Origin of the sequence: Akkermansia muciniphila, from assembly GCF_900184965.1 — a bacterium.
GTDB lineage: Bacteria > Verrucomicrobiota > Verrucomicrobiia > Verrucomicrobiales > Akkermansiaceae > Akkermansia > Akkermansia muciniphila_A.
The window spans coordinates 122,400-147,988 of record NZ_FXYA01000204.1; the positions used below are offsets into that span (position 1 = coordinate 122,400).

The 25,589-nt window shown below is 50.8% G+C and carries 25 protein-coding genes; 6 read left to right on the forward strand and 19 right to left on the reverse strand.

Features of this window, described 5'->3' with window-relative positions:
- Positions 1-55 precede the first annotated feature (55 nt).
- The 5 genes from CI070_RS08560 to CI070_RS08580 all read right to left on the reverse strand — a co-directional run bounded on the left by CI070_RS08560 (position 56) and on the right by CI070_RS08580 (position 7,486).
- Positions 56-2,779: an Amuc_1098 family type IV pilus outer membrane protein gene (locus CI070_RS08560; protein WP_094137361.1), complete on the reverse strand. Its 2,724-nt coding sequence runs from the start codon at positions 2,777-2,779 to the stop codon at positions 56-58.
- Between the two features lie 71 nt (positions 2,780-2,850).
- Complete coding sequence (locus CI070_RS08565; protein WP_094137362.1) at positions 2,851-3,864, reverse strand: Amuc_1099 family pilus-like system protein; 1,014 nt, start codon at positions 3,862-3,864, stop codon at positions 2,851-2,853.
- A gap of 33 nt (positions 3,865-3,897) precedes the next feature.
- Positions 3,898-4,851 carry an Amuc_1100 family pilus-like protein gene (locus CI070_RS08570; RefSeq protein ID WP_094137363.1) on the reverse strand — a complete coding sequence of 318 codons (954 nt, stop codon included), beginning with the start codon at positions 4,849-4,851 and terminating at the stop codon, positions 3,898-3,900.
- 29 nt (positions 4,852-4,880) lie between these two features.
- A complete protein-coding gene (locus CI070_RS08575) occupies positions 4,881-6,719 on the reverse strand; it encodes an Amuc_1101 family PilM-like pilus complex protein (RefSeq protein ID WP_094137364.1) in 1,839 nt (612 codons plus the stop codon).
- Positions 6,720-6,769: 50 nt separating this feature from the next.
- The gene (locus tag CI070_RS08580) at positions 6,770-7,486 is read right to left on the reverse strand and encodes an Amuc_1102 family pilus-like protein (RefSeq protein WP_094137365.1); all 717 of its coding nucleotides are present in this window, start codon (positions 7,484-7,486) and stop codon (positions 6,770-6,772) included.
- Between the two features lie 194 nt (positions 7,487-7,680).
- On the opposite strand from CI070_RS08580, the gene CI070_RS08585 reads away from it, so the two are divergent.
- Together CI070_RS08585 and lgt are read left to right on the forward strand one after the other, a co-directional pair.
- Positions 7,681-8,760, forward strand: coding sequence for a M42 family metallopeptidase (locus tag CI070_RS08585; RefSeq protein WP_094137366.1), 1,080 nt, complete (start codon positions 7,681-7,683; stop codon positions 8,758-8,760).
- A gap of 11 nt (positions 8,761-8,771) precedes the next feature.
- Positions 8,772-9,830, forward strand: coding sequence for a prolipoprotein diacylglyceryl transferase (gene lgt / locus CI070_RS08590; protein ID WP_094137367.1), 1,059 nt, complete (start codon positions 8,772-8,774; stop codon positions 9,828-9,830).
- Here the strand turns inward: lgt and CI070_RS08595 are convergent.
- Positions 9,827-10,471 (reverse strand): hypothetical protein, encoded by a 645-nt coding sequence (locus tag CI070_RS08595; protein ID WP_179218567.1) that lies wholly within the window; start codon positions 10,469-10,471, stop codon positions 9,827-9,829. The genes lgt and CI070_RS08595 overlap by 4 nt on opposite strands.
- A 401-nt stretch (positions 10,472-10,872) precedes the next feature.
- Here CI070_RS08595 and CI070_RS08600 point away from each other — a divergent pair, with 401 nt between their 5' ends.
- The 3 genes from CI070_RS08600 to CI070_RS08610 all read left to right on the forward strand — a co-directional run bounded on the left by CI070_RS08600 (position 10,873) and on the right by CI070_RS08610 (position 13,243).
- Complete coding sequence (locus CI070_RS08600; protein WP_094137369.1) at positions 10,873-12,156, forward strand: aminopeptidase P N-terminal domain-containing protein; 1,284 nt, start codon at positions 10,873-10,875, stop codon at positions 12,154-12,156.
- A gap of 65 nt (positions 12,157-12,221) precedes the next feature.
- A complete protein-coding gene (gene hisG / locus CI070_RS08605) occupies positions 12,222-13,097 on the forward strand; it encodes an ATP phosphoribosyltransferase (RefSeq protein WP_012420148.1) in 876 nt (291 codons plus the stop codon).
- A gap of 41 nt (positions 13,098-13,138) precedes the next feature.
- A complete protein-coding gene (locus CI070_RS08610; RefSeq protein WP_012420149.1) occupies positions 13,139-13,243 on the forward strand; it encodes a hypothetical protein in 105 nt (34 codons plus the stop codon).
- 408 nt (positions 13,244-13,651) lie between these two features.
- Here CI070_RS08610 and CI070_RS08615 read toward each other — a convergent pair whose 3' ends face one another.
- Positions 13,652-14,881, reverse strand: a complete 1,230-nt coding sequence (locus CI070_RS08615) for a sensor histidine kinase (RefSeq protein ID WP_094137370.1) — start codon at positions 14,879-14,881, stop codon at positions 13,652-13,654.
- Positions 14,882-14,893: 12 nt separating this feature from the next.
- Entirely contained in the window at positions 14,894-15,598 is a 705-nt protein-coding gene (locus CI070_RS08620) for a response regulator transcription factor (RefSeq protein ID WP_094137371.1), read from the reverse strand.
- 215 nt (positions 15,599-15,813) lie between these two features.
- On the opposite strand from CI070_RS08620, the gene ilvD reads away from it, so the two are divergent.
- Positions 15,814-17,490 carry a dihydroxy-acid dehydratase gene (ilvD, locus tag CI070_RS08625; protein WP_094137372.1) on the forward strand — a complete coding sequence of 559 codons (1,677 nt, stop codon included), beginning with the start codon at positions 15,814-15,816 and terminating at the stop codon, positions 17,488-17,490.
- Positions 17,491-17,561: 71 nt separating this feature from the next.
- Here the strand turns inward: ilvD and CI070_RS08630 are convergent, their stop codons facing one another.
- The 11 genes from CI070_RS08630 to CI070_RS08655 all read right to left on the reverse strand — a co-directional run.
- The gene (locus CI070_RS08630; protein ID WP_143246905.1) at positions 17,562-17,918 is read right to left on the reverse strand and encodes a hypothetical protein; all 357 of its coding nucleotides are present in this window, start codon (positions 17,916-17,918) and stop codon (positions 17,562-17,564) included.
- Positions 17,919-17,939: 21 nt separating this feature from the next.
- Positions 17,940-18,524 carry a hypothetical protein gene (locus tag CI070_RS08635; RefSeq protein ID WP_143246906.1) on the reverse strand — a complete coding sequence of 195 codons (585 nt, stop codon included), beginning with the start codon at positions 18,522-18,524 and terminating at the stop codon, positions 17,940-17,942.
- A 355-nt stretch (positions 18,525-18,879) separates the two neighbouring features.
- The gene (locus CI070_RS13140; RefSeq protein ID WP_143245731.1) at positions 18,880-19,257 is read right to left on the reverse strand and encodes a hypothetical protein; all 378 of its coding nucleotides are present in this window, start codon (positions 19,255-19,257) and stop codon (positions 18,880-18,882) included.
- 259 nt (positions 19,258-19,516) lie between these two features.
- Positions 19,517-20,176 (reverse strand): hypothetical protein, encoded by a 660-nt coding sequence (locus tag CI070_RS13145; protein ID WP_179219371.1) that lies wholly within the window; start codon positions 20,174-20,176, stop codon positions 19,517-19,519.
- Between the two features lie 363 nt (positions 20,177-20,539).
- Positions 20,540-20,737, reverse strand: a complete 198-nt coding sequence (locus CI070_RS13150; RefSeq protein WP_143245733.1) for a DUF6861 domain-containing protein — start codon at positions 20,735-20,737, stop codon at positions 20,540-20,542.
- Positions 20,738-20,745: 8 nt separating this feature from the next.
- Entirely contained in the window at positions 20,746-21,048 is a 303-nt protein-coding gene (locus CI070_RS08640; RefSeq protein ID WP_094137375.1) for a hypothetical protein, read from the reverse strand.
- Between the two features lie 42 nt (positions 21,049-21,090).
- Entirely contained in the window at positions 21,091-21,372 is a 282-nt protein-coding gene (locus tag CI070_RS08645) for a hypothetical protein (protein ID WP_094137376.1), read from the reverse strand.
- 182 nt (positions 21,373-21,554) lie between these two features.
- Positions 21,555-22,208, reverse strand: coding sequence for a hypothetical protein (locus CI070_RS08650; RefSeq protein ID WP_022196895.1), 654 nt, complete (start codon positions 22,206-22,208; stop codon positions 21,555-21,557).
- Between the two features lie 146 nt (positions 22,209-22,354).
- Positions 22,355-22,789 (reverse strand): hypothetical protein, encoded by a 435-nt coding sequence (locus CI070_RS13155; RefSeq protein ID WP_143245734.1) that lies wholly within the window; start codon positions 22,787-22,789, stop codon positions 22,355-22,357.
- A 132-nt stretch (positions 22,790-22,921) separates the two neighbouring features.
- Positions 22,922-23,950 (reverse strand): hypothetical protein, encoded by a 1,029-nt coding sequence (locus CI070_RS13160; protein ID WP_143245735.1) that lies wholly within the window; start codon positions 23,948-23,950, stop codon positions 22,922-22,924.
- A gap of 21 nt (positions 23,951-23,971) precedes the next feature.
- A partial coding sequence (locus CI070_RS08655) for an RHS repeat domain-containing protein (RefSeq protein WP_143245736.1) occupies positions 23,972-25,589 on the reverse strand: 1,618 nt, incomplete at its 5' end.

Sequence of the window (25,589 nt, forward strand, 5' to 3'; positions counted from 1 at the left end):
GCGGGTGAAAGGATTACCCTTTCACCCGCTCCAATATGGACATTATGCACGCAGCCTACATGGGAGGCAGCAGGCCTTCGGAAGCGGGAAGAGCGCTTTCCGGAGCGGCCGCAGTGGGAAGGGCATTGCCGCGTACGGGCTGGCCCGTGGCGTCAATGATCTGACCCGTTACGAAGATCATCAGGTTCTTCTTGATGTGGTTGTCGGAGTTGCTGCGGAAGAAGCGGCCGATGAGAGGCAGGTCACCGAAGATCGGCACTTTGTCTTCCACCGTCTGCACGTTTTCCGTAATCAAACCACCGATTGCCACGGTGTGGCCGTCGTAGATGAACAGGGACGTTTCAACGGACCGCTTGGAGAAGATCGGCTGCTCGATGCGGTTTTCCGTCAGCGTCAGGGACATCGGCTTGCCGTCGGAACCAACGCCGGTGGACTGGATCGGGCTGCCGTAGTTCACGAAGCCTTCAAATTCCACGATGCTGGGCTTGAAGTTCAGGTCGATGATGTACTTGTTGTCGCCGATGGTAGGCACCACTTCCAGAGTTACGCCGACGGGCTTCATTTCAAACACGCCGGGAGTGGCGGGAGTGACAGGGAAGCTGGATATCTGGGGTTGGATCTGATTGCCCAACAGACCGTTCACGAGGTTGCCGTTGTTTCCGTAACCATTGTTATTGTAACCGTTATTATTGCCTACGGAATTGGGAAGTTCCGGCGGTTCATATTCGGTGGGATACCAGAATTCGCGGATGATTTCAATCTTGGCGGTTTCACCGGACTTGGCGGTTACGCTGGGAGCGGTGAGAACGTCGGACCCTTTCTTCTGGGACAGGCCGCGCATCAGCATCTGGAAAGAGCCTTCGTCATAAATGCCCGTCAGGGACATGATGCCGGGAGCGGCATTTTTCTGGGAGGCTTCAGAGCGGTTGGTGCTGTTCAGCAGATTGTCTACGGAGTTCTTGGTGATGGCGTAATCACCCGTGCGGTTGCCGCCGGTAACGAGGCCGTTGATGGTATCGCCGCCGCTGTTCACAGGCCAGCCGGTCACGCCGCCGGGGGACTGAGTAAAGCTGTCGGGAGTGGAACCGGTGCCGTAGTTCGTGCCGCCGCCCAGGAAGGTGCTGCGGTCATTGCTTACGGAGAACGGGGTGACAATCCAGTCAAAGCCGAGTTCTTCCGTGTTTTCCTGTGTGACTTCCACGAACTTGGTCATGATGCGCACCTGCTGGGATTCGCCGCGGGTGTTTTCAATGAGCTGTTCGATCAGATCCAGGTTGCCGGAAGTGTTGCGGACGACCAGGGAGGAATTGCCATTGACAAGGAATGCCGTGGCGCCTTCCGGGAAGCTGATGCCGCTCTTTTGCAGCAGGCTGCGGATGGAGGGCATGGGCTTAAGGCCGGAGGAGCTTTCTCCACCGCCGCCGAAGGGGTCGTCGCTGACTTCGCCGCCGCCGTCGCCGACGGTGGTGCGGAGGGCGGACTGGAAGCCCGGGGGCACGGAGAAGGTGCGCTGATACAGATCCACGTCATTGCCGCCGGCAGGAAGGATGGTTACTGCATAGTCTTCCACCTTCTGGCGCAGGCCGGCATTGCTGCAGATGAAACGGAGCACTTCCAGCATGGGAACATTGGTCAGTTTCAACTGGCCGATTTTGCGGGTGCGGATGCTTTCCTGCGGGGTTGCGGCTGGAGCAGCTTCCGTGACTTCCGCGGTTTCTTCGCCAAAGCCGTCTTCATCAGTCGCGGGAACGGCGGGAGCGACGGCGGCGGGTTGGGAATCATTGATGACAAAGTTAATGCCGCGTTCGCCGTTCGGGCCTACCGTGCGGTCCAGTTCAATGGACTTCTTGCGCAGATAGTCAATGGCGTCTTCCACGGTGGTGTCTTCAAAGGAGACGGAGGGGATGATGATGCTCTTGAGCTTCATCAGATTGGCCGTGGCGCCGTTGATGTCCGTGATCGGCGCGTTGTCAGTGCCGTCGGCTCCGGTCGGAACTTCCATCGGGATGGGGCGTTCCCACATCTTGTCCACTTCCGCCAGCATGGTGCTGCGGGTTTCGTCGTAAGCGGCTGCATAGTAAGCCATTCTGCGACGGTTAACCGTTTCCTGTCCGCGGCGGGCCGCCACGTTGTACGGGTCAATGGAGAGAACTTTGTTGAATTCGGCGATGGCTTTGTCGTAGTCGCCAAGGTCATAGTAACCATAGGCCATGTGAAGGAGGGTGTTCACCTTTTCCACGTTCTTCACGTGTTCGGGGGTGAGCGCCGGATTCGTGCGAATCGGATCCTTCATGTATTCGAGCGTCTGCTTGGCAAGCTTGGCGCTCCGGGGATTGAGTTTGATGGCATCCTGCAGAAGCTTGTCAGCTTCGTCATAGCGCCCCACTTTGATGTATTCCTGAGCAACGGCGATGCTGGCGTCGCCAATGTGGTTGGCGATGGCTTCCTTGCGCTGGTCGTTGATCGGCGCGGAAGGCAGCATGTTGTAAGCGGCGTTGTATTTGTCCAGGGCTTCCTTGTACTTGCCTTCGCGGTACAGGTTGCGGCCTTCCGCAAGGAGCTGCATGGCTTCCTGGGTTTGCGCTTCGCGGCGGGCCATGGCTGTGCGCGCTGCACTGGACTGGTATTGGTAACTGCCAGGTCCGGCGTAGGACGAACCCAAGGCACTGGAGGTTCCGACGGCGCCGCCATCACCAGCCTGCGCAAACGGGCAGGAGGCAGCAATGGCCATCAGCGCAATCAGGGAACGCTTCGGTTGATAAAGTGGTGCGTGGTCCATAGTTAGGTTCTTCTTTTTACATGTTTTTCGGATTTGTGAAGCTTTTTTTTCAGAAAAGTTTAAATCCGGCTCTATTTTTTCTTGCTCAGTGTTGTTTGTTCTCCAGTAGCTTTGTTGGCAATGGTTACGGTCTGTGTAGCATTATCAACGGTTTTCAGCGTGTAGAGCTGTTTGGCGTCTCCCGGAATCCGGAAGTCGGAACCTTCCTCTACTTCAAAGCTGGTATCCCGTTCAGGGCCGGCGGTGATAGTAAGGTTTACTTTCTTATCAATGATTGGAATGACGTATTTTGTTCCGCGCCTGATGGTGTAGGTTTGTCCGTTTTTGGTCGGCTTCAAATCCTTGACGACGGCTTCCTCGTCCGTTTCCACCATGTCCAGGCTGGGATTTTTGAATTCCTTTTTAACAACGCTGACAAGCTCGAACCTGGGTTCGTCTTTTGTATTCTTGCGGGCGCCGAACTTGCCGTTGGTCTGGACAATGTTTTTCCAAATTTCCTGTTTGGCGCGGTTCATGCCCTTAAAAGTAAAGTCATTGCCGTCCGCCTGGGTGAAAGCCAGGTAGAAACCGAACTGCTTGATTTCGTCGACAAAAAGCTTGTTGACCAGGGACGGATGGCTGTTCGGGTCATTGGGATGGGTTTTTGCCGCATATTCCTCCTCCACCGTGAAACCGTCGTTGTCAGGGTCCCGGGTCAGAACGTCCGAGTAAACGAATTCATTTTCCAGTCCGTTGTCCAGGAACCATTTGTTCGGAATGTTGCCATGGATAGGAGGGCCGGAGATGATGTCAAAGGGTTCCATTTCTCCCTCCTTAATCCAGAGATTGGGGGCTACGAAGCCCACATACTTCTGTGTTTCCTGGGCAATCGGCTTGAGCTCGTGGGAGGCGGAAAGTTCCTGGCCTACTTCCGCGGCTTTCCTGATGCCGGGAGGCGGTTCAATGGTTTTTTCGGAAATCTGTATGGGGAACTTGTATTTGTCATTCAGTCCCATAAGGGTCAGCGTACCATAGGCGGCCACCCCCAGGCCCAGGACGATTCCGGATGCCAACAGGATTTTGTCGTAATTTTGTTTTTCAGACATGTTGAAAGTATTTGCTGCGGTTGGTTGCCGTGGTTAATCTTCGGACGGTTCCTGAGCCTTGGGCTGGTTAAAGTGGATCAGATTCAGGGAGACCTGGACAAAGATCTGCTCCTTGCCCATGTAAGGCTTGATGACTTGCTGGATGGCCGGCGCCGCAGGTGCGGCCGCTTCATCCGCAGGAGTCAGGGAAGCCGCACCCGTGGCAGGTTGGTCAGCGGCAGGCTTGGCGGCCGCCGGATTGGCGATGGGTGGGGGCATCATCCGTTCGTTGCGGATCCGGATGGAGTTGATCGTGAACAGATAGTCCTGCATGCCGGTTATGGCGTTTATGGCGTTCAATACACTTTCCCGGTCGCCCTGGAAGGCGATTTCCAAAGGCATGGGAGTCCATGGGGACTGATCGGCTTCGTCCGATTCTTCCGGATTGTTCGCCGGGGTTTCAATGGGGAGCTGGGGGCGGTATACCTTGATGAATTTGGACAGGCCGCATTCCGTCAGCTTGTTGACCAGGCTGTTGATGGCTTTCAATTCAAAACCCAGCGTGGAGGCTGCCTGAACGGAAGGCGCCTGGGTGCTGTAAACCTGGAAGCCGAGCCAGTTGGAGGTGTCCGTGATGAGGATGTTCTTTTTCTTGCAGGAGGAGATCAGGGAATCCCTGAATGTTTTCAGTTCATTCTGGAACGCCGTGGGCGTGGTGGGAACCAGCGCGGAAGAGGCAAGGAAGGGCTTGTAGGCCGTTTCCAGGCTGTTCACCGCCTTGGCATAGCGGTTCAGTTCCTTTTCCAGATCCTCGTTGGATGAACGGCACGGAGTGATTTCCGCAGCATTGGCGGACTTGATTTCCTTGGCGGCAATGCTGATTTTTTTGTCCAGCTCACTGCGTTTGGAATTGACGATGTACCCTGTCGCGGATAACCCCAGGAATAAGAGAAGCCCCACGCCCGCGACCATGGCGGCGGGCTTGTTGTCTGTAATCCAATTGCTCATAAAATATGTCTTGTTCGGGTTGGGTAATCTTATTTGTTAAAATTCACGGGAATGGGCGTTTTTAACGGAAGCACCAGCTTGAAAGGCACAAAGGCTCCGGCCGCTGCGTCTACTTTGGCGTCCTTGGCTCCCAGTTCCATGATCTGGCGGGCTTCCAGCTTGACGTCTCCGGGCTTGAAGGTGAACAGGGATTCCTTGTTCCCGTCTATTTTTGCCTGAAGGTTCTGGATGATTCTCTGGCCGCCCAGGTTGCGGCGGACGAATCCGGTCAGGCGGATGGCATTGACGCTGTAAACGGTCGCTTCATCCTCGCCGGATGCGCTGGCGGAGGCCTCCGTCCTGATATCATCCACCAGGGATGTATTTTTGTCCGATGTGAAGGAATCCTTGATGACGGAGTAGCCCGTGATCTGGGTGGTGTCCTCCGGATTGAAATGGGCCAGCGGTTCAAAATCCGTGAACCAGTAGGGATAATCCTTGTGTTCCGATTGTTCCAGCAGATGCTTGATGATGTCCGCGTAGCCGTAGCGCTGGAGCGTAAGCTGCTGGTAGGAGGCCAGGGCAGAGTCCAGCTTTTTCAGTTTCTGTTCTTTCTGGCGCAGGGCGGATTGTGCCGATTTGATGGAAGTAACGATGGGCTGGACGCCGGCGAGGGTTTCCTCCGCCTTTTTTTCGCCCATATACCCTGTGACGGCATAGGCCGCGGCGCCGAGAACGGCAATGGCGGCTCCGGCGATGATGGCGGGCATTTTTTTCTGGTTGGCCCGTTTCTTGGCGACTGCGGTCGGTTCCAGGTTAATATTGAGAGAAGCCCTCCCGATGGAGTGGATGGCGGTGCCGATCAATCCTCCCAGGATGAAAGCTTCTCTGGAGATGGCGTTCACGTCCACGCCGGCCCCCACGCTCACGTTGTGCATGGGGTTGAAGAAGGAAATCGGAATGCCCAGTTTGTCTTCCAGGAATTCCTTGGTGTAGGGCAGGGACGCTCCGCCGCCGCACAGGTATGCCTTGACGGGAGCGCTTCCGCTCATCTGGGCGCGGTAGTGGTTGGTGGTGCGCTGAATTTCTGAAGCCAGCCTGGTCATGGCCGTGCGGATGACGGTGGCCAGATTGGCCGTGGCGGGATCCAGGCCTTCCGTTTGCCCGTTGCTCATGGAAACGAGGCCGCTGGTGGTTTTCAGGCGTTCCGCTTCCATGAAGGGGATGTTGAATTCACGGGCGATGGCGGAGGTGACGAAGATCCCCCCCGCGGAGATGCTGCGGGTGAAGAAACGGCCCTGTTCACTGTAAATCAGATCCGTGGATTTGGCGCCGATGTCGATGAGCATGACCGGCTCTTTTTCATCCGGATAACTGTCCACATACGCGTTGTACAGAGAGGTAAGCGCGCAGTCCACCTGGCCGGTGGAAAGGCCGTGGGAAACGATTTCGTCATTCAGGGAATCCAGGTCCTCCGCCTTAATGGCAACCAGGACGGCTTCCCGTTCCAGACCCTTGGCGGGGAGCAGATGGTAGTCCCACACGACTTCGTCCAGCGGGAAGGGGACGTGCTGCTGGGCTTCAAAACGGATGAGCTGTTCCACGTCGGTGTCGTCCAGGGCCGGAAGCTTGACGAAACGGATGAAAACGGATTGTCCGGAAACGGAATAGTTGACGACGCTTCCTTTGACATTGAGTTCCTGGACGAGGTCGGCGATGGCCTCCCCTATTTTTGTCAGGCGCAGGCCTTCCGCTGACGGATCCAGCACTACGAGGCGCGTGGCATAGCGGTCCAGGATAAGGCCGTCTTTGGAAGCCCTGGAAAAGACGCCCATTGAAACTCTCTGGGAACCTACGTTTAATGCGACTATTTGTCGTGAATTAGCCATGGGTGAATTTTTCTGTTAAATAAGATGAAATGATAAAAATGAATGGAACGTTATTCTCCGTCCGCCGGGGATTCTGCCGGAGTTCCGAACGGGGCAGGGGCAGAACTGGAAGCCGCCTGCTGGCTATTGGGTCTCATAATTTCCGGATAGCGGTCGTACCAGAACACGGAGAAAGGCGTTTCATCCTTGTTCAGCAGGGGATAATAAGAGGTTTCGACGATGCTGGGGGACTGGATGGTCCACCATTTCTCCATCTTGCCGCGTTCGGTGGAATAAGTGGCGACAATCTTGCCGTTATATTCCACCACGACGCCCTGGTACTTCACCCATTTTCCTCTTCCCCCTTCCACGCCGGTAATGCGCCTGACGGAGGACGGGGAAAGGTACACGGAAGCGTATGTGTCGTCTCCCACCGGAACATTGACGTATTTGACTTCCTTATACAGTTTCAGGTACTGGCGCGCGCGGTCCGGATTGACTACCGCAATGTAGAATTTGAACGTCAGGGCGTCAATATAGCCGGATTTGGGCATGGGCGCGGCTTCCACCTTGAAGGGAATTTCAAAATCCGCCCATTTCTTCGGTTTTGGCAGCGGCCGGGGGTCGTCCTGCGTCAGGACGTTGGGGGACTGGCGCATATACAGGGACAGCTTTCCCAGGGAGACCCTCACCTGCATTCTGGGATTGCTGGTGATTTGCGCCGATGCCGCAGGGATGAAAAGCACCGCAGCCAGCATGACCGTGATAGTGTTAAGGATGGATTTCATAGCACAATTCGATTCCCTGATTAGTTACACCAAAAACCGAACTGTGGCTAGCAAAAATCTCTCGTTTCTTTCCATGCGGCGGGGGTGGAACATGACGCGGCTTCCTCCGGCGGTTCTGTCCGGGTGGTCAAGAAAAAAACATGCGTAATGGCTGCGGGCTTGACCTGGCAGAAGTGTTTTCACATGCTCGGCCCATGGCGATTGATTCTGACCTGCTGAAAAAGTTTTCAGAGGCCCACGGTATTTCTGGGCATGAGGATGAAGTACGGAACATGGTGGTTCAGGAACTTGAAGGATATGGGGAATTTTCTTCCGATGGTTCCGGCAGCCTGTTCTGCACCGGCGGCGGGTCCGGTCCCCGCGTGATGCTGGCCGCCCACATGGATGAAATAGGCTTCCTGGTGCAGAATATAACGTCGAACGGTTTCCTTCAGTTGGTGGGGATAGGCGGCTGGTGGCCGCATACCCTGTTAAGCCAGCGTGTCCTGGTAAAAACCCGCTCGGGTCGCGGCATCCTGGGAGTAATTGGTTCCAAACCTCCCCATTTTCTGCCGGAAGGGCAGCGCAACAGCGTTATGAGCATGGAAGCCCTGTTTGTGGACGTGGGCGCGGAAAGCGCGGAACAGGTGAAGAATGAATTCGGCATTCACCTGGGGGATCCCGTGGTGCCGGACGTGAAATTCTCCCCCTTGGAAAATCCGTTCCGGGTGATGGGGAAAGCCTTCGACAACCGCGCCGGCCTTTCTGTGATGATAGAGGCATTTAAGGAATTATGCCGGGAAGGGCATCCCAACACTCTGATTGCCGCCGCTACGGTTCAGGAAGAAGTGGGCACGCGGGGCGCCAGGACGGCCGGCGTCGCCATGCAGCCGGATTGCGTGATCGTTCTGGAAGGTCCGCCGGCAGACGATACCCCCGGGTTTGCCGCAGGGGATGCGCAAGGAGTTCTGGGTGGAGGCGTGCAGATCAGGCTGTTTGACCCCACGGCCATCACCAACCCCCGGCTGGCTGCCCTGGCCGAAAAAACGGCTTTGGATGCGGGCATTCCATTCCAGTTGACGGTGCGCCGTTCCGGCGGAACGGATGCGGCGGCCCTGCATCTCTCCGGAAAGGGAGTTCCCACCATTGTACTGGGAATTCCCACCCGGTACATCCATGCCCATAACGGAGTGCTGGATCTGCGGGACTACCGTGCCGCAGTGGAACTGACGGTGGCTCTGGCCCGTTCCCTGGACCATGAGACAGTGGAAGTCCTTACCCGTTACCTGCCCTGAAAGAAACGCTCATGAATCCGACCGCTTACGTACATGATTTGGACCCTGTCATCTGGCAGATAACAGACTCAATTGCCCTGCGCTGGTATGGCCTGGCCTATTTAATGGGCTTCATCTGCGGATACTATCTGCTTTCCTGGCTCTCCCGCCGGAAGCTGTATCCTGTTCCTCAGGACAGGATGGCGGATTTTGTCACTTACGTGGCCATCTTTGGCGTTCTGATCGGCGGAAGGCTGGGATATGTGCTCTTTTACCAGATTCCCAATCACGGCTGGTCCCAGTTTCTGGCGGATCCGCTCATGGCCCTGAGGGTGTGGGAAGGGGGCATGGCCAGCCACGGAGGGATGATTGGAGTGGGGCTGTACACGTTTTATTATGCGTGGAAGCACCGCGTCAAGTGGGCGGCGCTTCTGGACGGCCTGGCCATTGTAGCTCCCGTTGGGCTGTTTTTCGGGCGCGTAGCCAATTTTATCAACGGGGAACTGTACGGGCGCATTGTTTCGCCCGGCTCTTCCCAGGGAATGATTTTCCCGGCGGAGCTTTCCCAGGATCCGGATTTGTTTGTCCGGGTGGCTTCCCGCATTTATGAAACGCCCGGATTGCTGGACAAACTGTCCCTTTCCGGCGTAGCCGTGCCGGAACGCATGACTGCCGCCTGGGTGGCCGACCGGGTAAGGGATACGCCCGCCATCAGGGAAATCGTGGGGCAGATGATGCAGGACCATGCGCGCTATCCCTCCCAGTTATATGAAGCGTTTGCGGAAGGCGTGCTTCTCTTTGCCGTGCTGTGGTTTGTGCGGGTAAGGTTCCCCCGTGCGTGGAATGGCCTGTTCTGCGGAATTTTTGCCGTTCTTTATGCCACGGGCAGAATTATTTGCGAAGAGTACCGGGAACCGGATTCTCCTTTCTCCATGGGATTGACCCGCGGGCAGTTCCTTTCCGTTTTCCTCGTGCTGGTGGGCGCCGCTTTCTTTGCATATGCCTTCAAGACCAGGCAGACGGTTCAGGAATGCGCTTTCTATGAACCTGAAAAGAAAGACGGAAAGGAATCGTCCGGAAAGGCCGTTTAAAACGGGTCCAGGTCAAATTCCCCTGTTTGGGGAATATTGCTGGCGGGGCCTGCCTTGAAAATATCGGCAATGCAGCTGGAAAAAAGCCGCAAGTTCCGTTGGTCAAAGGCAAAACGTTCAAATTCCTTGACGGAAAACAGAGTGATGGGGTCCGTGTTGTAGGCTTTGAACTCCATGATGGCGGCGCCCGTATTCGTATTTGACAGGCGTCCCTCAATGCCTACGTCCCCGCTCATGAAGCGTCCCAGGATCAGGGAGGTTCCCGGAAGGGGGGAGACCAGGGAAACAAGATCGGACATGATGTTGCCGCCCACGTCCGTAGGTTTCAGCCTGACGATGGCGAGGTTGAGAGCTACGGCTCCCGGAACGGGGCGGTCAACCAGCTGCCATTTCATCCTTCCGCCTGTCTGTTTGGATTTATTTTCCAGCACGTTGCGGATGTCTTTCTGCAGCTCCGCCCTGAATTGCGCCGCCAGCGCCGGGGCCTCCTTGGGGAATCCGGCCTTGATGTAATCAATATTGACGGGGGCTACGTACACTTTCAGCCTCGGAGAATTCCAGATGGCCTGTTCCGAGGGATTGTACCAGACGCCTTCAAAACAACTCTGCCTAGAGTCCACGTGAAGAGAATGGGTGATCAAGGGGGAAACGGGCATTGTCCGGGAACTGGAACAGGAAAAAACCAAACCTGTTCCCAGAGCCAGGAATAGCCGTGTAATAGCACCGCACATGCAGGGTAAGACAGCATCCGGCAGGCTGGCGTTCGAGACATGATTCGATTGACGCCAGGAATTTTTCCCGGCGGGGGCTCCGGCAATTCCGGGCGGCTCCGTGCTTCCTTCAATGGCATGGATGATGAGCGGGAAGAGCGCTCCGGCAAGGAACGGGCGAATGGGTAAGAATAGCCGGGACGGGAAAAAGGCACGGTGAAGAATCAAAAACGGAGCGGTCGGAAGAATTCCTGCCTGCAAAGGAACGCGCAAGGTTGTCCCGTGTCCGGATGCATGATTGACAAGCCGGAAAAGCGGGGCATGCTGTTGGTATGAGATACGAGCCGCTTCCTTCTTCCTTTTTTGCCGGCAACCGTGAAGAACTCGCTTCCCGCCTGCCTGCCGGCAGTATGCTGATTCTGCATGCCAACGACGTATTTCCTACGAATGCGGACGGCACTTTTGCCCTGCATCAGAATGCCAACCTCTTTTATCTCACGGGAATTGACCAAGAAGAAACCGTCCTGGTCATGACTATCCGGGAGGACGGCTGGGATGAGATTCTGCTGTTGCGTGAGACAAATGAACAGATTGCCATCTGGGAAGGAGCCCGGCTCACGCAGGACCAGGCGAGAGAGCGGAGCGGCATTCAGGACGTGCGCTGGACCGATGAATATGATGCGCTGCTGGAAGCCCTGGTGCCGTCCGCATCCATGGTCTTTGTGGAAGCCAACCAGCATCCCCGCTGCACCTGCCCGGTGGAAACGCGCAATGCCCGCATGACCAAGGAGCTGAAGGAAAAATTCCCGGACGCTGTTTTGAAGAATGTTTATGAGATCTTGGCGGACATGCGGCAAATCAAAAAGCCGGAAGAAATCAAGGCTCTCAAAAAAGCATGCGACATCACCAATGAAGGCTTCCGGGAGCTGCTCCGGTTCATCAGGCCGGGGGTCGGCGAATGGCAGATTGAGGGATTTCTGGCCAACGAATTCATCAGCCGTGGCCCGCGCAAATTTTCCTTCCTGCCTATCATCGCTTCCGGAAAGGATACCTGCGTGCTGCATTATATCCAAAACGACAAGCGTTGCGAAGACGGCGATCTGGTGCTCATGGACATAGGCACGGAATACGGGAATTACAACTCCGACATGACTCGCACCGTTCCCGTGAACGGAAAGTTCACCCCCCGCCAGCGCGCTGTATATGAAAGCGTGCTGAATATGATGACTTACGCCAAAAAGATTCTGAGACCCGGCATTCTGAAATCGGAGTACGAACGCCTGGTGCGCGTTTTTGCCGCCGGAGAACTCGTCAAGCTGGGGCTCATCACGCCCGCGCAGGTGGCGGAAAAACCGTCCGATCCCCCCATTGTCCGGAAATATTACATGCACGGGTGTTCCCACTTCCTGGGGCTGGATGTGCACGATGTGGGCGAAGCCAACCCCGTTGTGTTGCCGGGCATGGTTTTCACCGTTGAGCCGGGCATCTATATTGCGGAGGAAGGCATAGGCATCCGTTTGGAAAACGATGTTCTGATCGGGGAAACGGAAAACATCGATCTGCTTGGGGACGTTCCTTTGCTGCCTGATGACATTGAACGGCTCATGGCCCGGTAAAATGGGCCGGATTCGGTTCTAAACTTGACAATGAGGCCCGTGTGGGTTTTCATTCCCGTCCCATCATGTCGAAGAAACTCAAAATAGCTCTTCCCAAAGGCAGTTTGCAGGATTCCACCGTGGAATTGTTCCGCAAGGCCGGCTACAACGTGTATGTGTCCAGCCGCGGGTACCGCCCGACCTGCGACGACGACGATCTGGAGCTCTTCCTGATCCGTGCCCAGGAAATAGGCCGTTATGTCAATGACGGTTTCATCGACTGCGGCATTACCGGACGCGACTGGATTTATGAAAACAGGGCGGACGTGGAAGTGCTGACGGATCTTCAATACTCCAAGGCCACCTCCAAGCCTACCCGCTGGGTGCTGGTAGTCCCGGAAAATTCCCCCATAACCTGCGCGGAAGACCTTCAGGGCAAGCGCATCGCCACGGAAGGCGTGGGCATTACGGAACGCTGGCTTCAGGAAAAGGGCATTGAAGCCCATGTGGAATTCTCCTGGGGCGCTACGGAAGTGAAAGTGCCGGAACTGGTGGACGCCATTGTGGACATCACGGAAACGGGAAGTTCCATCAAGGCCAACAAGCTCCGCATCGTGGACACCCTGATGACCTCCTATCCCCAGTTTATCGCGAACCGGGAAACCATGCAGGATGAATGGAAGAAGCAGAAGCTGGAACGCCTGGTCATGATGCTCAAGGGCGCTCTGGAAGCGCGCCGGAAGGTGGGTCTGAAAATGAACCTTCCTGCTGCCTCCCTGAACGGCCTGGTAGAGGCTCTGCCGTCTCTGCGCCGTCCCACTATTTCCCATTTGGCGGAAGAAGGCTGGCTGGCCGTGGAAACGGTCATTGACGAATCCGTCGTGAGGGATATCATTCCCCAGCTCAAGGCCCTGGGGGCGGAAGGCATCATCGAATACCCGCTTAACAAGCTGGTTTACTAAATTTTTTCTCACCACAGTAAAACAACAAACGAACCACAATCATGGGATCGCTCAAAAAACGCCGTAAAGCAAAAATCAACAAGCATAAGCGCAGCAAGCGCATGCGTCAGAACCGTCACAAGAAGCGTTTGCGTTACAAGTCCTAAGGTTTGTGCGCTTCGCTGCTCAAACTGGCAGTCTGTCCGATTTCCGGAAAATCCCGGCGTCCTCCTTATCACGGAAGGACGCCGTTTTTTATATGGACACAGCTTTTGTATCATTTTTTAGCTCTTGCTTACCTGAGATAGACCTGTGCACAGATTGATGCATCACGGGAATTGAACAAGGTTATAGATGGGGACGGTAGCTTAAAACAACGGATGTCTTTCATTGCTGTTTCCTTTCAAGGAAGACCGGGATAATGCTGATGAAGGAGAATGGAGCCCGCTCATCATCCATAACACAGGGGTTGAAAAAACAGGAGGATATCCCGCAGGCAATTTTTCCGGCTTGGCAAGGATGTATTTTCCCCGGTTTTAGAGGCAGACCATGTCAGGCTGTTTCATAGCGGCGTCTTATACCGCCTTTTCTTCCCGGAATCGTTTCAGGGGAATGCTGATGGTAAAGACGGTTTTCCGGTGTGGGATGCTGGAGACGGTGATGGCTCCGTCGTGAGCTTCCACGGCGCGTTTTACAATGGAGAGGCCCAGGCCCGTTCCCTTGATTTCCGAGGAGTGGTGGGCTTCCACCCGGTAGAAGCGGTTGAAGAGGAAGGGGATGCTTTCCGAGGGAATACCCACGCCCGTGTCCGTGACGGTAATGACGCAGGCATCCTGTATTTTGGCGGCGGCCACACTAATGGAAAGTCCCGGCTCCGTGTTTTGCTTGAGGGCATTTTCAACCAAATTGAACAGAATTTGCACCCAGTAAAAGGGGTCTCCATAAAGTTCCCAGTCCACGGGAATGTCCATGTGCAGGACGGCCTGATTTTTCTCCCGGATGGAATCCAGGCGGGAGAAGACATCATTCGCGCAGGTGGTGAGGCGGAACCACTGCTCTTTCAGAATTGCCTTGTGGCCTGATTCGAGTTTGGAGATCATGAGCATGTCTTCAATAATGTTCATTAGCCTCTGGCTGTTCTGGTGCATGACTCCGATGAATTTGCGGGCCAGACCGGGACTTTCCTCCACAAGATTGTCCTCCATCAGGTTTTCCAGATATCCCACGATGATGGTGAGGGGCGTGCGCAGCTCGTGGGAGGCGTTTGCCACGAAGTCCCGGCGCATCTGGTTGGTGAGGTAGTTCTGCGTGATGTTGCGCAGCAGGATGCGCTTTTCTCTGATTGGGGCGTCCGTGATGGCGCTGTCCAGATGCCATGCCGTGATGCCGTTTTGCACTCCGCCGGGGGAATTGGCGGCGCTCAGCGTGAATTCCTTGGTGACGGGACCGTCCGTGTCGAATGCTTCCTGAACATGCCCCAGCAGTTCCTGGTTGCAGACCAGCGCCCCCGCTTTGCGTCCTTCCAGCTTTTCTTCCTGAAAGAGTTCTTTGGCCAGCGTGTTAGCCAGCGTGATATGTCCGGATGGACCGATGAGCAGGAAGGCCTCTCCCAAAGCTTCCAGGAAGCGCCGTTTGTCCGCGATAGCCTGTTCCTGCGCTTCTTCCCCGCGCTTCAGCAGGCGTTGGGCGTCCCGCAAGGCTTTTTCCCGGGCTTTCATAGCGGACCGGCATACCTGAACCAGATGCCAATTCAAGTACAGGGAGGCCAGAATAAGGATGGTCAGGATGTAGTCGATGGCCGACATGGAACCGGAGCGTTAAGCCTTTTCTTCCGGGACGCGGCGTCCCGGCAGGGTAAAGCGGTAGCCGATGCTGCGGACGGTTTCAATGCAGTCTGCATAGGGAGCCAGTTTCTGACGCAGCCGCTTCATGTGCGTGTCCAGCGTACGGCTCTGGGCCTGGTGGCTGTACCCCCATACGCAACTGAGCAGGTCATTGCGGTTCAAGGTTTGGCCTTCCCGTTCAACCATATGGATCATGAGCTTGAATTCCGTGGCCGTCAGGTCTGCTTCCTCCTTGTCGATATAGAATTTGAGGGCGTTTTTGTCAAAAGTGAAGGGGCCGTATTCCGCAATGACGCTGCCGGGGGTACGCTCGCACCGTTTCAGCACGCTGGCCACGCGCAGAACAAGTTCCTTGGGGCTGAACGGTTTGGTCACATAGTCGTCCGCTCCCAGTTCCAGTCCCTGGATGCGGTCTTCCGCCTGAGCCTTGGCAGTCAGAAAGATGACGGGAATATTCTGGGTGCGGCTGTCCCGGCGTAATTCCCTCAGTACGCCATGCCCGTCCATGCCCGGCATCATCTGGTCCAGCAGGATCAGGTCCGGCTTGTCCCGGCGCGCCGCTTTCAGCGCGGTCAGACCGTCATAGGCCGCCAGGGGCGTATGGCCCGCACGTTCCAGGTTATAGGCTACAAGGTCTGAAATGGCGTGATCGTCTTCAGCGATAAGAATGGTTGCCATGTCTGTTTTTACGATGAAAGAAAGGGCGGTGTCCCGATATTAGATGTGACGATTTGTTCACATTTCCCCGTCCGGGAGGCGTTTCCGGTCAGTGAAGGCCTTCTCTTATGCAAACATACTGTAACGGAGGCGTTTTCGTTTTGCAAGGCTGGCCCAGATTCAACTTCTCTTCTCTGCGTCATGTGATACACTTGCATTGCAACAGTTGTATTGTTATGCGAAGCGATAGAGTTAAAGCAGGGTTCGAGCGTGCGCCGCACCGCAGTTTGATGCGTGCCACCGGAATGACGGATGAGGATTTAAGCCGTCCTTTCATTGCCATTTGCAATTCCTTTAATGAAGTGATTCCGGGCCATGTTCACCTGAACAGGGTGGCAGCCCTTATCAAGGAGGAGGTGCGCAAGGCCGGAGGAACTCCCGTGGAATTCAACCTCCCCGGCGTTTGTGACGGCATTGCCATGGGCCACGGCGGCATGAAGTTTTCTCTGGCCAGCCGTGAGTTGATCGCGGACAGCGTAGAAACGATGCTGAGCGCCCATGCGTTTGACGCCATGATCTGCATCCCTAATTGCGACAAGATTGTCCCCGGCATGATTATGGGCGCCCTTCGCTGCAATATTCCCACTATTTTCTGCAGCGGCGGTCCGATGGCCGCCGGCATGGCGGAGGACGGCACCGTGCTGGACCTGAACAGCGTGTTTGAGGCTGTCGCCCGCTTTAAAGCAGGCAAGATTAATGAGGAGGAACTTCATTCCCTGGAATGCCGCGCCTGCCCCGGCGCCGGTTCCTGCTCCGGCATGTTTACGGCCAATTCCATGAATTGTTTGAGCGAGGTGATTGGCCTGGCTCTTCCCGGCAACGGTTCCCTGCTGGCTACTTCGGAGGAACGAAAGGAGTTCTGGAAGCAGACCGCGCGCCGCGCCGTGGAGATGGCGAAGGCGGACGGCCCCCTGCCGCGAGACATTGTAACCCGTGACGCTATTGACAATGCTTTCGCTATTGATATGGCCATGGGCGGCAGTTCCAATACCGTGCTCCATACGCTGGCCATTGCCCGGGAAGCCGGCGTGGAATATGACCTTCAGCGCATCAACGATATTTCCAGACGAACCCCCAACATCTGCAAGGTGGCTCCTTCCTCCCGCTTCCACATGCAGGATGTTTTGCGCGCGGGCGGAGTGAGCGCCATCATTCATGAAATTGCCAGGATACCCGGCGCTCTTCATCTGAACGCCATGACCGTCAGCGGGAAGACGCTGGGTGAAACGGTGGAGGGGTGCGACATTGCGGATGAAACCGTGATTCATCCGCTGGAAAATGCATATTCCCGTGATGGCGGCCTGGCGATTCTGTTCGGCAATTTGGCCGAGGAGGGCGCTGTGGTGAAAAAGGCGGGTGTGCATCCGGATATGATGAGTTTCCGCGGGCCCGCCGTGATTTTCGAGTCTCAGGAAGAGGCCTGCGAAGGCATCCTTGCCGGGAAGGTGAAGTCCGGCGATGTGGTTGTCATACGCAATGAAGGACCCAAGGGCGGCCCCGGCATGCAGGAAATGCTGGCTCCCACTTCCTATATTATGGGGCAGGGCCTTGGCGCGGAAGTGGCGCTTATTACGGACGGCCGTTTTTCCGGAGCCACGCACGGAGCTTGTATTGGCCATATTTCCCCGGAAGCGGCGGAAGGCGGCCTGATCGGCCTGCTGAGGAACGGGGATATGATTGAGTATTCCATTCCGGACCGCACGCTGAACGCCTGTTTGAGCGAGGAGGAGATCGCACGCCGTCGTGCGGATTGGAAACCTACCTATAACAGGGTTTCCTCCTCCTGGCTGAGCCGTTACCGCCAGCTTGCCACGAATGCCAGCAAGGGGGCAGTCCTCCGGCGCTGGGAATAATAGCTCGTATTATTCGACTCATCTCAACCAAATTTCAGCCGCCTTCCTCCTTAATGGGGATCGCGGCTGATTCATCTGCCGTCGCGCGGATTGAGATGCCGGTAGTTGTAGTAGATGAGGCTGAGCTCGTCGTCCATGTATTCTCTCGAGAAGCGGAATTTGTTCTCTTGCGCCATGTTGCCTTCCGACGTGATCAGCCCTCCGTACGGCCGGTATTCGTACAGGGCGCGGCGCCCGCGCGCCTCCCCGAAGAGGGAGGTGACGTTCTTCATCGCGTCGTGCATGCAGTAGAGATGTTCCTTCACCTGCGTCCCGTTCGCTTCCCAGCGCGTCATGGCCAGGACGCGCGTGGCCTGAGGTTCCGAGGAGTCCCAGAGGTAGCTGCGCACAAGTACTGGCGTTTCCCCGGTCAAGTCGCACTCCGCCACCTGCAGGTAGTCCCGCCAAAACTAAAGGCAGCGTCCATCATTCTTTCTGATAGAGGAATCGCCTATCATATCCAGTATTTTCTTCCCATAGGCGAATCGATCGAGATTCCTTTTGATAATCGTTTCTTTGATTATACTACCAAAAGGAATTTCATCTTCCTCCATATTCATAAAAAACCATAAAAAGTCCCATCCGTTCTTATCATCAGGATAATGTTCTATATAATTTTCCGCTGCCAGTTCAAAAAGATTCGCTCTGCTCAAAATAACTTCTCCGTCTTCATTGTTCTGAAGAAGGGATAAAATATCTTTATCCTTACTCGACGAACGGATATAAGGAACAGTCATCCTGTTAAAATAACTATCTGAATCCCAGTGCACCATAGACAAACCTTCCTGGCCCCGTCCGCTGCGGATCAGTTCAAATTCTTTCCTGGTCATTTGCTCCCAATTCGCAGAATGAACGATATAGCCCGCCAACTGCTGCCTCTGCTGTTGTGACAATTTTTTTATTTTTTCTCTTGATTCGGGAAATTCCGGATACTTCAGGGGAGGATTAACTACGCGTACAAATACCGGTTTCAGAGGCTGCGCCACCGTAGTCATCCCTTGGCGGCAGGATGGAAATAATGCAACCGGGAACAAGAAAAAGTATAATATTTTGCTAAAAAACGTATTCTTTATATATGAAAACATGGACATCAAGTTTCTGCTTGAGGATTTCAATATTGCTGCTACTTCGTCAAGGATTTTCTCAAAACTATTGGCAGATTCATAGCATTTTTACAATGGTCAATATCTTTGACAGGAAACATATCTTTATAAAAATCAACAAAAAATAACTATTAAAACAAAGCAATCATCATTTATGTAAAAAAGCTCCTTCCGATAAACAGAAGGAACTTTTATAAAATTAAACAGTTTTCATGTATTAATTAAATAAAATGAAAAATATTAGATTTTATTTAATTTGTTCCATATCCTGTTTATGCCACAAGCTGTCTTGCCATTCACATATTAGTTTCCACAGTCTTTCTCTATCTGTATAGGAAAAATCAGTATCATAATCATAAAGAATTATTACGGTCAGGGTACATTCTTTTCCACAGTATGTAGCATAGACATGATGATCGGGAAACTGATCAGCGAGTGTTTGATTAAATTTAGACAATTCCTCAATCTCTACATTTCCTATTATTAAAGGAGGATCATAGCTAAAGACATATGTATTGTCGATCTCTCCTAGAAGAGGAGATTTCTTATAATATTTATCAAAAAATAGAAAAGAAGCAAATACTGAAACAACAACAATACTACAGTATATAATATATTTTTTCATTATATCATTTTAATAAATCGATAATTACTCAAAAAACAAAACTTCTTCTCTTCTGACATTAGACCCAATTATGATAATACCATAAAAATTCAAATTGTCATTCTAAATTTTTATAGGACATCTCATTTTTAGAATACCCTGAAACAGCTGCTTTCCTCCGCTGCTAAGCTTTCTATCTCTTTTTGGCATCAGGACAGCTTTCAGTGTTTCGCATCATCTTCTGATGATTAAAAATAGTTTTCAAAATTAGACAAAATCATCATATAATTTCTTTATTTTCTATTAATCTGATACTGGGAAATTTTTCCAATACAAGGTCAACAAGTTGGATAACACAAGATTCTACTGATGGAGAGTAGCGTAACAAAAGTACATATGAATCTTGATAGGGATAATAAGAAGTTCCCCATATTAAATTAACAATTACCAATTCAGCTATACATATGCCATTTTTATAAAACGGATGAACACAGTTGTGTTCCAGAGGAATGGATTCCGCTGTCATAGCCATCTCCCATGATTTATAGTCAAATGAAGAATCTGTCAGTTCGCAGAAATACGAAGGAAGCTCTCTAAATGCACGGCTTTCTTCCGGATATTTTGCCAGACTAAAAGCTCCTTGCACAAAATCGATACTGCGTGAATTTTCAATATGATTAAGTTCATAAGCTTTCATATCGCAAAGCTTTCCGCTGGAACAAAAACTTGGTGTGACAATAAATCCTCCTTCAAGAGGATAAAGACCATCTGTCCCTTCCCAATAAAGAGGAATATTTTGATAAGAGGAATTATGTAAATAATTCTGAATGCGAATTCCATTTCTATCAGCCTGCTGACTTGTATAAAAACGAATTTCCTCTATCTCTTTTTTCCCCTTTTTTTTCTTTAAGAAAAAGTGAATTACCGCCCCATTATTCATGAAATAAAGGGTATCCGTACTGGACTGAAAACCAATATGTAAATGAGAATAGTGCTCATGCGAAGGAACACAGTTATTATCTTCACAGGAAAAACCCCGCCATAGAAAAGAAATCCATTTTTTACCACATTTATTCCATTTCTGCGAATTCCACTTGTTTGGATATTCACGGGCATTCGGCGGCAACTCCGGAATATATGAACATATTGAATTGGACAGCATATAATGCAAACCATTTTTGCATTCAAAAAAATATAATTTGCTTCACTATTAATATCAAAATAGTACTTATTTATTTTTCGATTCATTTTTATAAAATTTTACAAATAAATATAACTAATATACCACGACAAATAATAAAAACTAATTTTTTGCACATACAACTTCATACTCTTCTTTTTCTAATTCTGTGAATATCCAATCATATACACGTTCTGCAATTGACGTACCAACCCACCAACCAGTGACATCTCCTATTAACGCACCTATCCTTGCGCCAACTACAGATCCAGGAGCAGCACCAACACCGGCACCAGCACTACCAATTGCACCACTTGTCATAGCTCCACTCAGGTGCCGTCTTTGCGGATGGCCAGCGGGCGCGCAGCCTCAGGCTGAGTTGGGTCCCAGAACAGGAACCATCGGAAGACTCCGCTGACGGCATCTATGGCGGCTATTTGCAGGTAGCCACGGTACATGTAGCGCAGGTAGCTGCTCACCGTCCCGTTGACGCTCACTTTGCGGGTGTGCCGCTTGCCCATGTAGTCGTAGGGGCATTCCACCACGGTTTTGGCGCTTTCATTGCCGAAACGCACCGGGCGGTTTTCCGCGTTGTAGGCGACTTGCCAGATGCCGGTGGATGTCCTTATCAATGTCTGATTTCCGTCCGCGTCGTGAACCGGTTCAAAGGCGGCTTATTCTCCGCGCTCGATGGCGGTGTATTGGTTGAGCGGGCCGGTTGTGTAGGCGGTCGCTTCTTCCGCGTCTTCCCGCGCGGTTTTCCGGTTGCCGATGTTGTCGTAACTGTAGCCGTATGTCCTGCCGCTGACGGCGGCGGTCAGTTCGCTCCGGCTGTTGCAGGCAAAGCTGTCGTTGACGGTATTCCCCTGGCGGGCCGTGCGCCGCGTGACGGGCCTTGCCAGGCTATCGTAAGCGTATTCCCTCGTTACGACTGCATTTCCGGCGGTGTCCGTCATACTGACAACTCGACCGACTAGGTCGGTTCGAGTCGTGACAGTGTTGTCGTGGCCTATTCTAAATAATTTCAAAAAAACTCCTTCCAATATGATAGTGGAAGGAGTTTTTAATAAAAATAAGTGAATTATATTTAAAATTTATTATAATGAAAATCATCAAATAAAAAAGAACTAAACATTATTCATATTCGTTTAGCTTCTACCGATCTCGAATAAATTAATCTCACTTCTTTCGCATGAGAATCGAATAATATTACTATTTCTCTAATCTTATTACTGTAATCATATCCTTTCACAATCATCTTGATATTAAAACTATCTATATCATAGACTGAAATAATCTTACGAAAACTGCGATTTTGAGTTGGTGGAATATCCCCAAAATCAGACCAAAGGGCTATTGATAAATTAGTATCGTCGCGGCTTATATTCATATACTCTAAACCATCTGTTGTCTGCCATGTCCCGTAAATCCATTTCGGCATTTTGGAAGCGTTAAAGTCAACGATATATTTATGAGATTGGTTAATTTGTACTGGAAATGTCTTTTTATAAATGTCACAATCCGAAAAATCTACTATAAGAGTTTCATTTTTTAAATGTTGAAAAATTGAGAATTTAATATTTGTCCAACTGCTACGCATCCAAAAAGACAAGTATTCATCACTTAATTTAATTGGAATTAACACACATTTTTCATCTCTTAATATATCAAATATATCAATACTAATTGATTTTCTGTTTCTTTTTATTTCAAGACAATAATCTAGAAAAATAGAAAAATTCCACTTGCCAAGATACTTTTCCCACAATTCAGGACAAATATTAATCTTCATATTAACTAATTATGTTTATTTTTTAAAAATTTATGAAATCATTTGTTTTTTGATAGGTAAGGCAGGATGGATGTTTGCTCATCTTCATATAGCAAATGTTCCTTCCGGCTTATGCCGGAAGGAACATTGTATAAATAACAAGAATATTAATGAGGAACAGGATAGGGAACTTTTAATTCATAATAATTAACAAGTTTTCCTTCTTCATTAAAGTTAAATTCAAGAAATTTTAGCCATTCGTCACCGGGATACTCCGGATCGCTCTTGTTACAACGATAACCCAAACTATCTATGACAGGAGGATTATCACTTCCTACTATATCAACTCCTAAAATGTCTATTACTTCTTGTTGAGTTGTTGTCCCAATAACAAAAGACTTGGCTATTGTTTTCTTTTCTTTCCAGGAATATTTTTTAAAAGGATATTTTTTATATAACTCTTCCGGCGGGCATCTATATAAACCTCTCCTGTGTGTTGTAACGGAATGATTATTTAAATCAAATTGATACAAATCAACATCTTCTGAGCAGGAGCAGAGCAATGCGCTACATAGAAAAACAACATTTTTTGATATCATCATATTTTACGGAATTATTCACTTAGTCTTGTTTCGTTGATTTCCTCGATTTTTCATCAGATCAATTTGATGAATATCAATAGTCAGGATGTTCTGAAAATCTTACAGCAAGACTATTCTTCATAATTCTGAAATTTAATATTTTGAATATAAATAATATATGCGTATCACTTTTTCTCCATTTTCCCAGATAGCAACTTTACTTTTATCATTTGAAAAACAAAATGTCATCTTACGAATCCCAGACAGTGTTATAATATTTTTTATTTTCTTATTCTCTGTATCTATGAAAGCAATAGCTGTTTTAAAATTCCAAGGAGCAGTAAACCTGCCTGCATAAGTAAATATAACTGCAAGAAGTGTTCCATCATCAGAGAGGGAAGAAATGGATGTTTTCCAAAGCCTATGTTCTAATCGAAGAAGTTTGGGAGTAATATCTATTACTTTCTGTTTACCCTGATAGAAAGAAAAAATCGCTTCTGGAACAGAGGAGGAAATACAAGCTCGAGTCATATCAGACGATAACATACTATCAGCCGGAGTCCCATATTCTGACTCTTTAAACGAAAAATTTGTTTGCTCAAGAAATGTCATCGGCTTGAAATTTATAGATCCTAAGAGCAACGGTTGAGCCTCGGATGAAGACTTATATCCACCTAACATCTCCAAGCAAATTGCCTTTTCGTGGAGTAAAAAATTATATTTTTCTATTAATTTTTCATTTTTAATGATATAAGATTTAAGTATTTGAAAATTTCTAGGAAACAGGGATGAAGAATAAAGTAAAGGAATATACTTCCGAGCAGTACCATTAAAAATAATATTACTCGAAACATCGGAAACAGCTTGTTCACGTCTTCCCCTATAAACATTTCCCCAAGGATGTTTTTTAATTAATGTCAAACGTTGACAGGATTTTACATCCTTAGTATTTAATTCATAAATTTCTACATACTCGTCATCCCACACGGCAAAATGTTTTCCATCGTCTGAAAATGACATGGTTGGATGAGAACCGCGATCATAAATACAATTATTAGAAAAACAAGAGATATCCAATTTTGAAATTATATGAGTCTCTGGAAAGACATGTGACTCTCCTAAAGCTAGTAAAGGCATAACAAATATATGGCTAACTATTATTTGAAATAAAGAAATATTCATAATATTTTAAATAAAACAAAATTATCTATTAATCTCTTCACTATAAAAATGACATTTACATTTTGCAAACCAGGCGCTTAAAAATGGAATCGAGTGTATTTTTGTATAAGATTTTGCTTGTTGTTTTCGAATATTTGAATCAGTGGCTCTATCACCTGGTTCAACTCTCGAAAATGGATTCATAACTCTCCAAAAACCTCCATGTCCTCCTTTAAATCCCATAGAGCCAAAAGATACGGGAATCATTATTGGCATTTCAGGAGATCCTTGAATTTTCCCTACAACTGCTTTTTTGGCATTGTCCTCTTCTACTCCATGGGCATAGTAATCTTGCCACATGTGATTTAAATGTCCAAGCGTTTTCAATGCTTCTTTACAATCTTCCAACGATATCATTTGTTTAGATATTGTATCATAGAATTTTTTAGATTCTATAGCAAGGGTAGAAATATAATTTCTTTTAGCTGTTTCAAAGGTCTCATTACTGTCCAATCCTGTGCAATAATGATAAGCTTGGTTTTTACCCATCTCTCCAGAATCCGTATCTACATTTGCTTCAACAATAATCTCTAATAACTCTTTCTTAATGGGAAGAGAAATACTTTTACCATTAATATCAATTTGGAATTTATAGGAGGAAAGAGAACGTCTTGTTAGCCTTCTATGGCGTCTTGCGAGCCATAATCCTAATTTATCGTACTGATAATAAGCTCTATTTCCTACAAAGGCGAACAAATTCCACCCTCCTTGTTCCGCGATGGGATCTCGGCTGATCCACCTGCCGTCGTGCGGATTGAGATGCCGGTAGTTGTAGTAGATGAGGCCGAGCTCGTCGTCCATGTATTCGCACGAGAAGCGGAATTTGTTCTCTTGCGCCATGTTGCCTTCCGACGTGACCAGCCCTCCATACGGACGGTATTCGTACAGGGCGCGGCGCCCGCGCGCTTCCCCGAAGAGGGAGGTGACGTTCTTCATCGCGTCGTGCATGCAGTAGAGATGCTCCTTCACCTGCGTCCCGTTCGCCTCCCAGCGCGTCATGGCCAGGATGCGCGCGGCCTCAGGTTCCGAGGGGTCCCAGAGGTAGCTGCGCACAAGCGCCGGCGTTTCCCCGGTCAAGTCGCACTCCGCCACCTGCAGGTAGTCCCGGTAGAGGTAGCGCGCGTGGAAGGCCGTTGTCCCTCCGACCGTCACTTTTTTCTCAAACCTCCTGCCCATGGAGTCGTAGGCGCATTCCACGGTTGTCCCGCCGTCCTCGCTTTCAAATTTCACGGGCCGGTTTTCGGCGTTGTAGGTGACTGTCCAGATGCCGGTGGAAGTTTTCACCAGCGTCTGGTTGCCGTCGGCGTCGTATTGGGGAACGAATGCCGCCGCGCCATTTCCGGCGATGCCCGCGTACCGGTTGAGTTCGTCGGTTTCATAGGCCGTCGTGTTGCCGAATTCGAAGGCTTCCTTCCGGTTGCCGATGTTGTCGTACTGGTAGCCGAAGCGCCCTCCAGGCCTGAGCTGGTCTCCGATCAGTTCGCCGCGGCTGTTGTAGGTGAACAAACGCGTCGTTTTGGGCGCCGCCGTGTTCCACGTGTCCCTGCGCCGGGTCGGACGGCCCAGCGCGTCGTAGTCGTATTCGTGCCTCGCCGGCGGG

What these genes read in the sequence shown, in the direction of transcription:
- CI070_RS13145 (WP_179219371.1), bottom strand. Translation starts at nt 20,176, where the DNA reads ATGAATAATGGGGCGGTAATTCACTTTTTCTTAAAGAAAAAAAAGGGG.
- CI070_RS08635 (WP_143246906.1), bottom strand. Translation starts at nt 18,524, where the DNA reads ATGACTACGGTGGCGCAGCCTCTGAAACCGGTATTTGTACGCGTAGTT.
- CI070_RS08615 (WP_094137370.1), bottom strand. Translation starts at nt 14,881, where the DNA reads ATGTCGGCCATCGACTACATCCTGACCATCCTTATTCTGGCCTCCCTG.
- CI070_RS08580 (WP_094137365.1), bottom strand. Translation starts at nt 7,486, where the DNA reads ATGAAATCCATCCTTAACACTATCACGGTCATGCTGGCTGCGGTGCTT.
- CI070_RS08650 (WP_022196895.1), bottom strand. Translation starts at nt 22,208, where the DNA reads ATGAAGATTAATATTTGTCCTGAATTGTGGGAAAAGTATCTTGGCAAG.
- CI070_RS08560 (WP_094137361.1), bottom strand. Translation starts at nt 2,779, where the DNA reads ATGGACCACGCACCACTTTATCAACCGAAGCGTTCCCTGATTGCGCTG.
- CI070_RS08570 (WP_094137363.1), bottom strand. Translation starts at nt 4,851, where the DNA reads ATGAGCAATTGGATTACAGACAACAAGCCCGCCGCCATGGTCGCGGGC.
- CI070_RS13150 (WP_143245733.1), bottom strand. Translation starts at nt 20,737, where the DNA reads ATGACAAGTGGTGCAATTGGTAGTGCTGGTGCCGGTGTTGGTGCTGCT.
- CI070_RS13155 (WP_143245734.1), bottom strand. Translation starts at nt 22,789, where the DNA reads ATGATGATATCAAAAAATGTTGTTTTTCTATGTAGCGCATTGCTCTGC.
- CI070_RS08600 (WP_094137369.1), top strand. Translation starts at nt 10,873, where the DNA reads ATGAGATACGAGCCGCTTCCTTCTTCCTTTTTTGCCGGCAACCGTGAA.
- CI070_RS08620 (WP_094137371.1), bottom strand. Translation starts at nt 15,598, where the DNA reads ATGGCAACCATTCTTATCGCTGAAGACGATCACGCCATTTCAGACCTT.
- CI070_RS08575 (WP_094137364.1), bottom strand. Translation starts at nt 6,719, where the DNA reads ATGGCTAATTCACGACAAATAGTCGCATTAAACGTAGGTTCCCAGAGA.
- lgt (WP_094137367.1), top strand. Translation starts at nt 8,772, where the DNA reads ATGAATCCGACCGCTTACGTACATGATTTGGACCCTGTCATCTGGCAG.
- CI070_RS08585 (WP_094137366.1), top strand. Translation starts at nt 7,681, where the DNA reads ATGGCGATTGATTCTGACCTGCTGAAAAAGTTTTCAGAGGCCCACGGT.
- CI070_RS13160 (WP_143245735.1), bottom strand. Translation starts at nt 23,950, where the DNA reads ATGAATATTTCTTTATTTCAAATAATAGTTAGCCATATATTTGTTATG.
- hisG (WP_012420148.1), top strand. Translation starts at nt 12,222, where the DNA reads ATGTCGAAGAAACTCAAAATAGCTCTTCCCAAAGGCAGTTTGCAGGAT.
- CI070_RS08610 (WP_012420149.1), top strand. Translation starts at nt 13,139, where the DNA reads ATGGGATCGCTCAAAAAACGCCGTAAAGCAAAAATCAACAAGCATAAG.
- CI070_RS13140 (WP_143245731.1), bottom strand. Translation starts at nt 19,257, where the DNA reads ATGAAAAAATATATTATATACTGTAGTATTGTTGTTGTTTCAGTATTT.
- ilvD (WP_094137372.1), top strand. Translation starts at nt 15,814, where the DNA reads ATGCGAAGCGATAGAGTTAAAGCAGGGTTCGAGCGTGCGCCGCACCGC.
- CI070_RS08565 (WP_094137362.1), bottom strand. Translation starts at nt 3,864, where the DNA reads ATGTCTGAAAAACAAAATTACGACAAAATCCTGTTGGCATCCGGAATC.
- CI070_RS08645 (WP_094137376.1), bottom strand. Translation starts at nt 21,372, where the DNA reads ATGACGGACACCGCCGGAAATGCAGTCGTAACGAGGGAATACGCTTAC.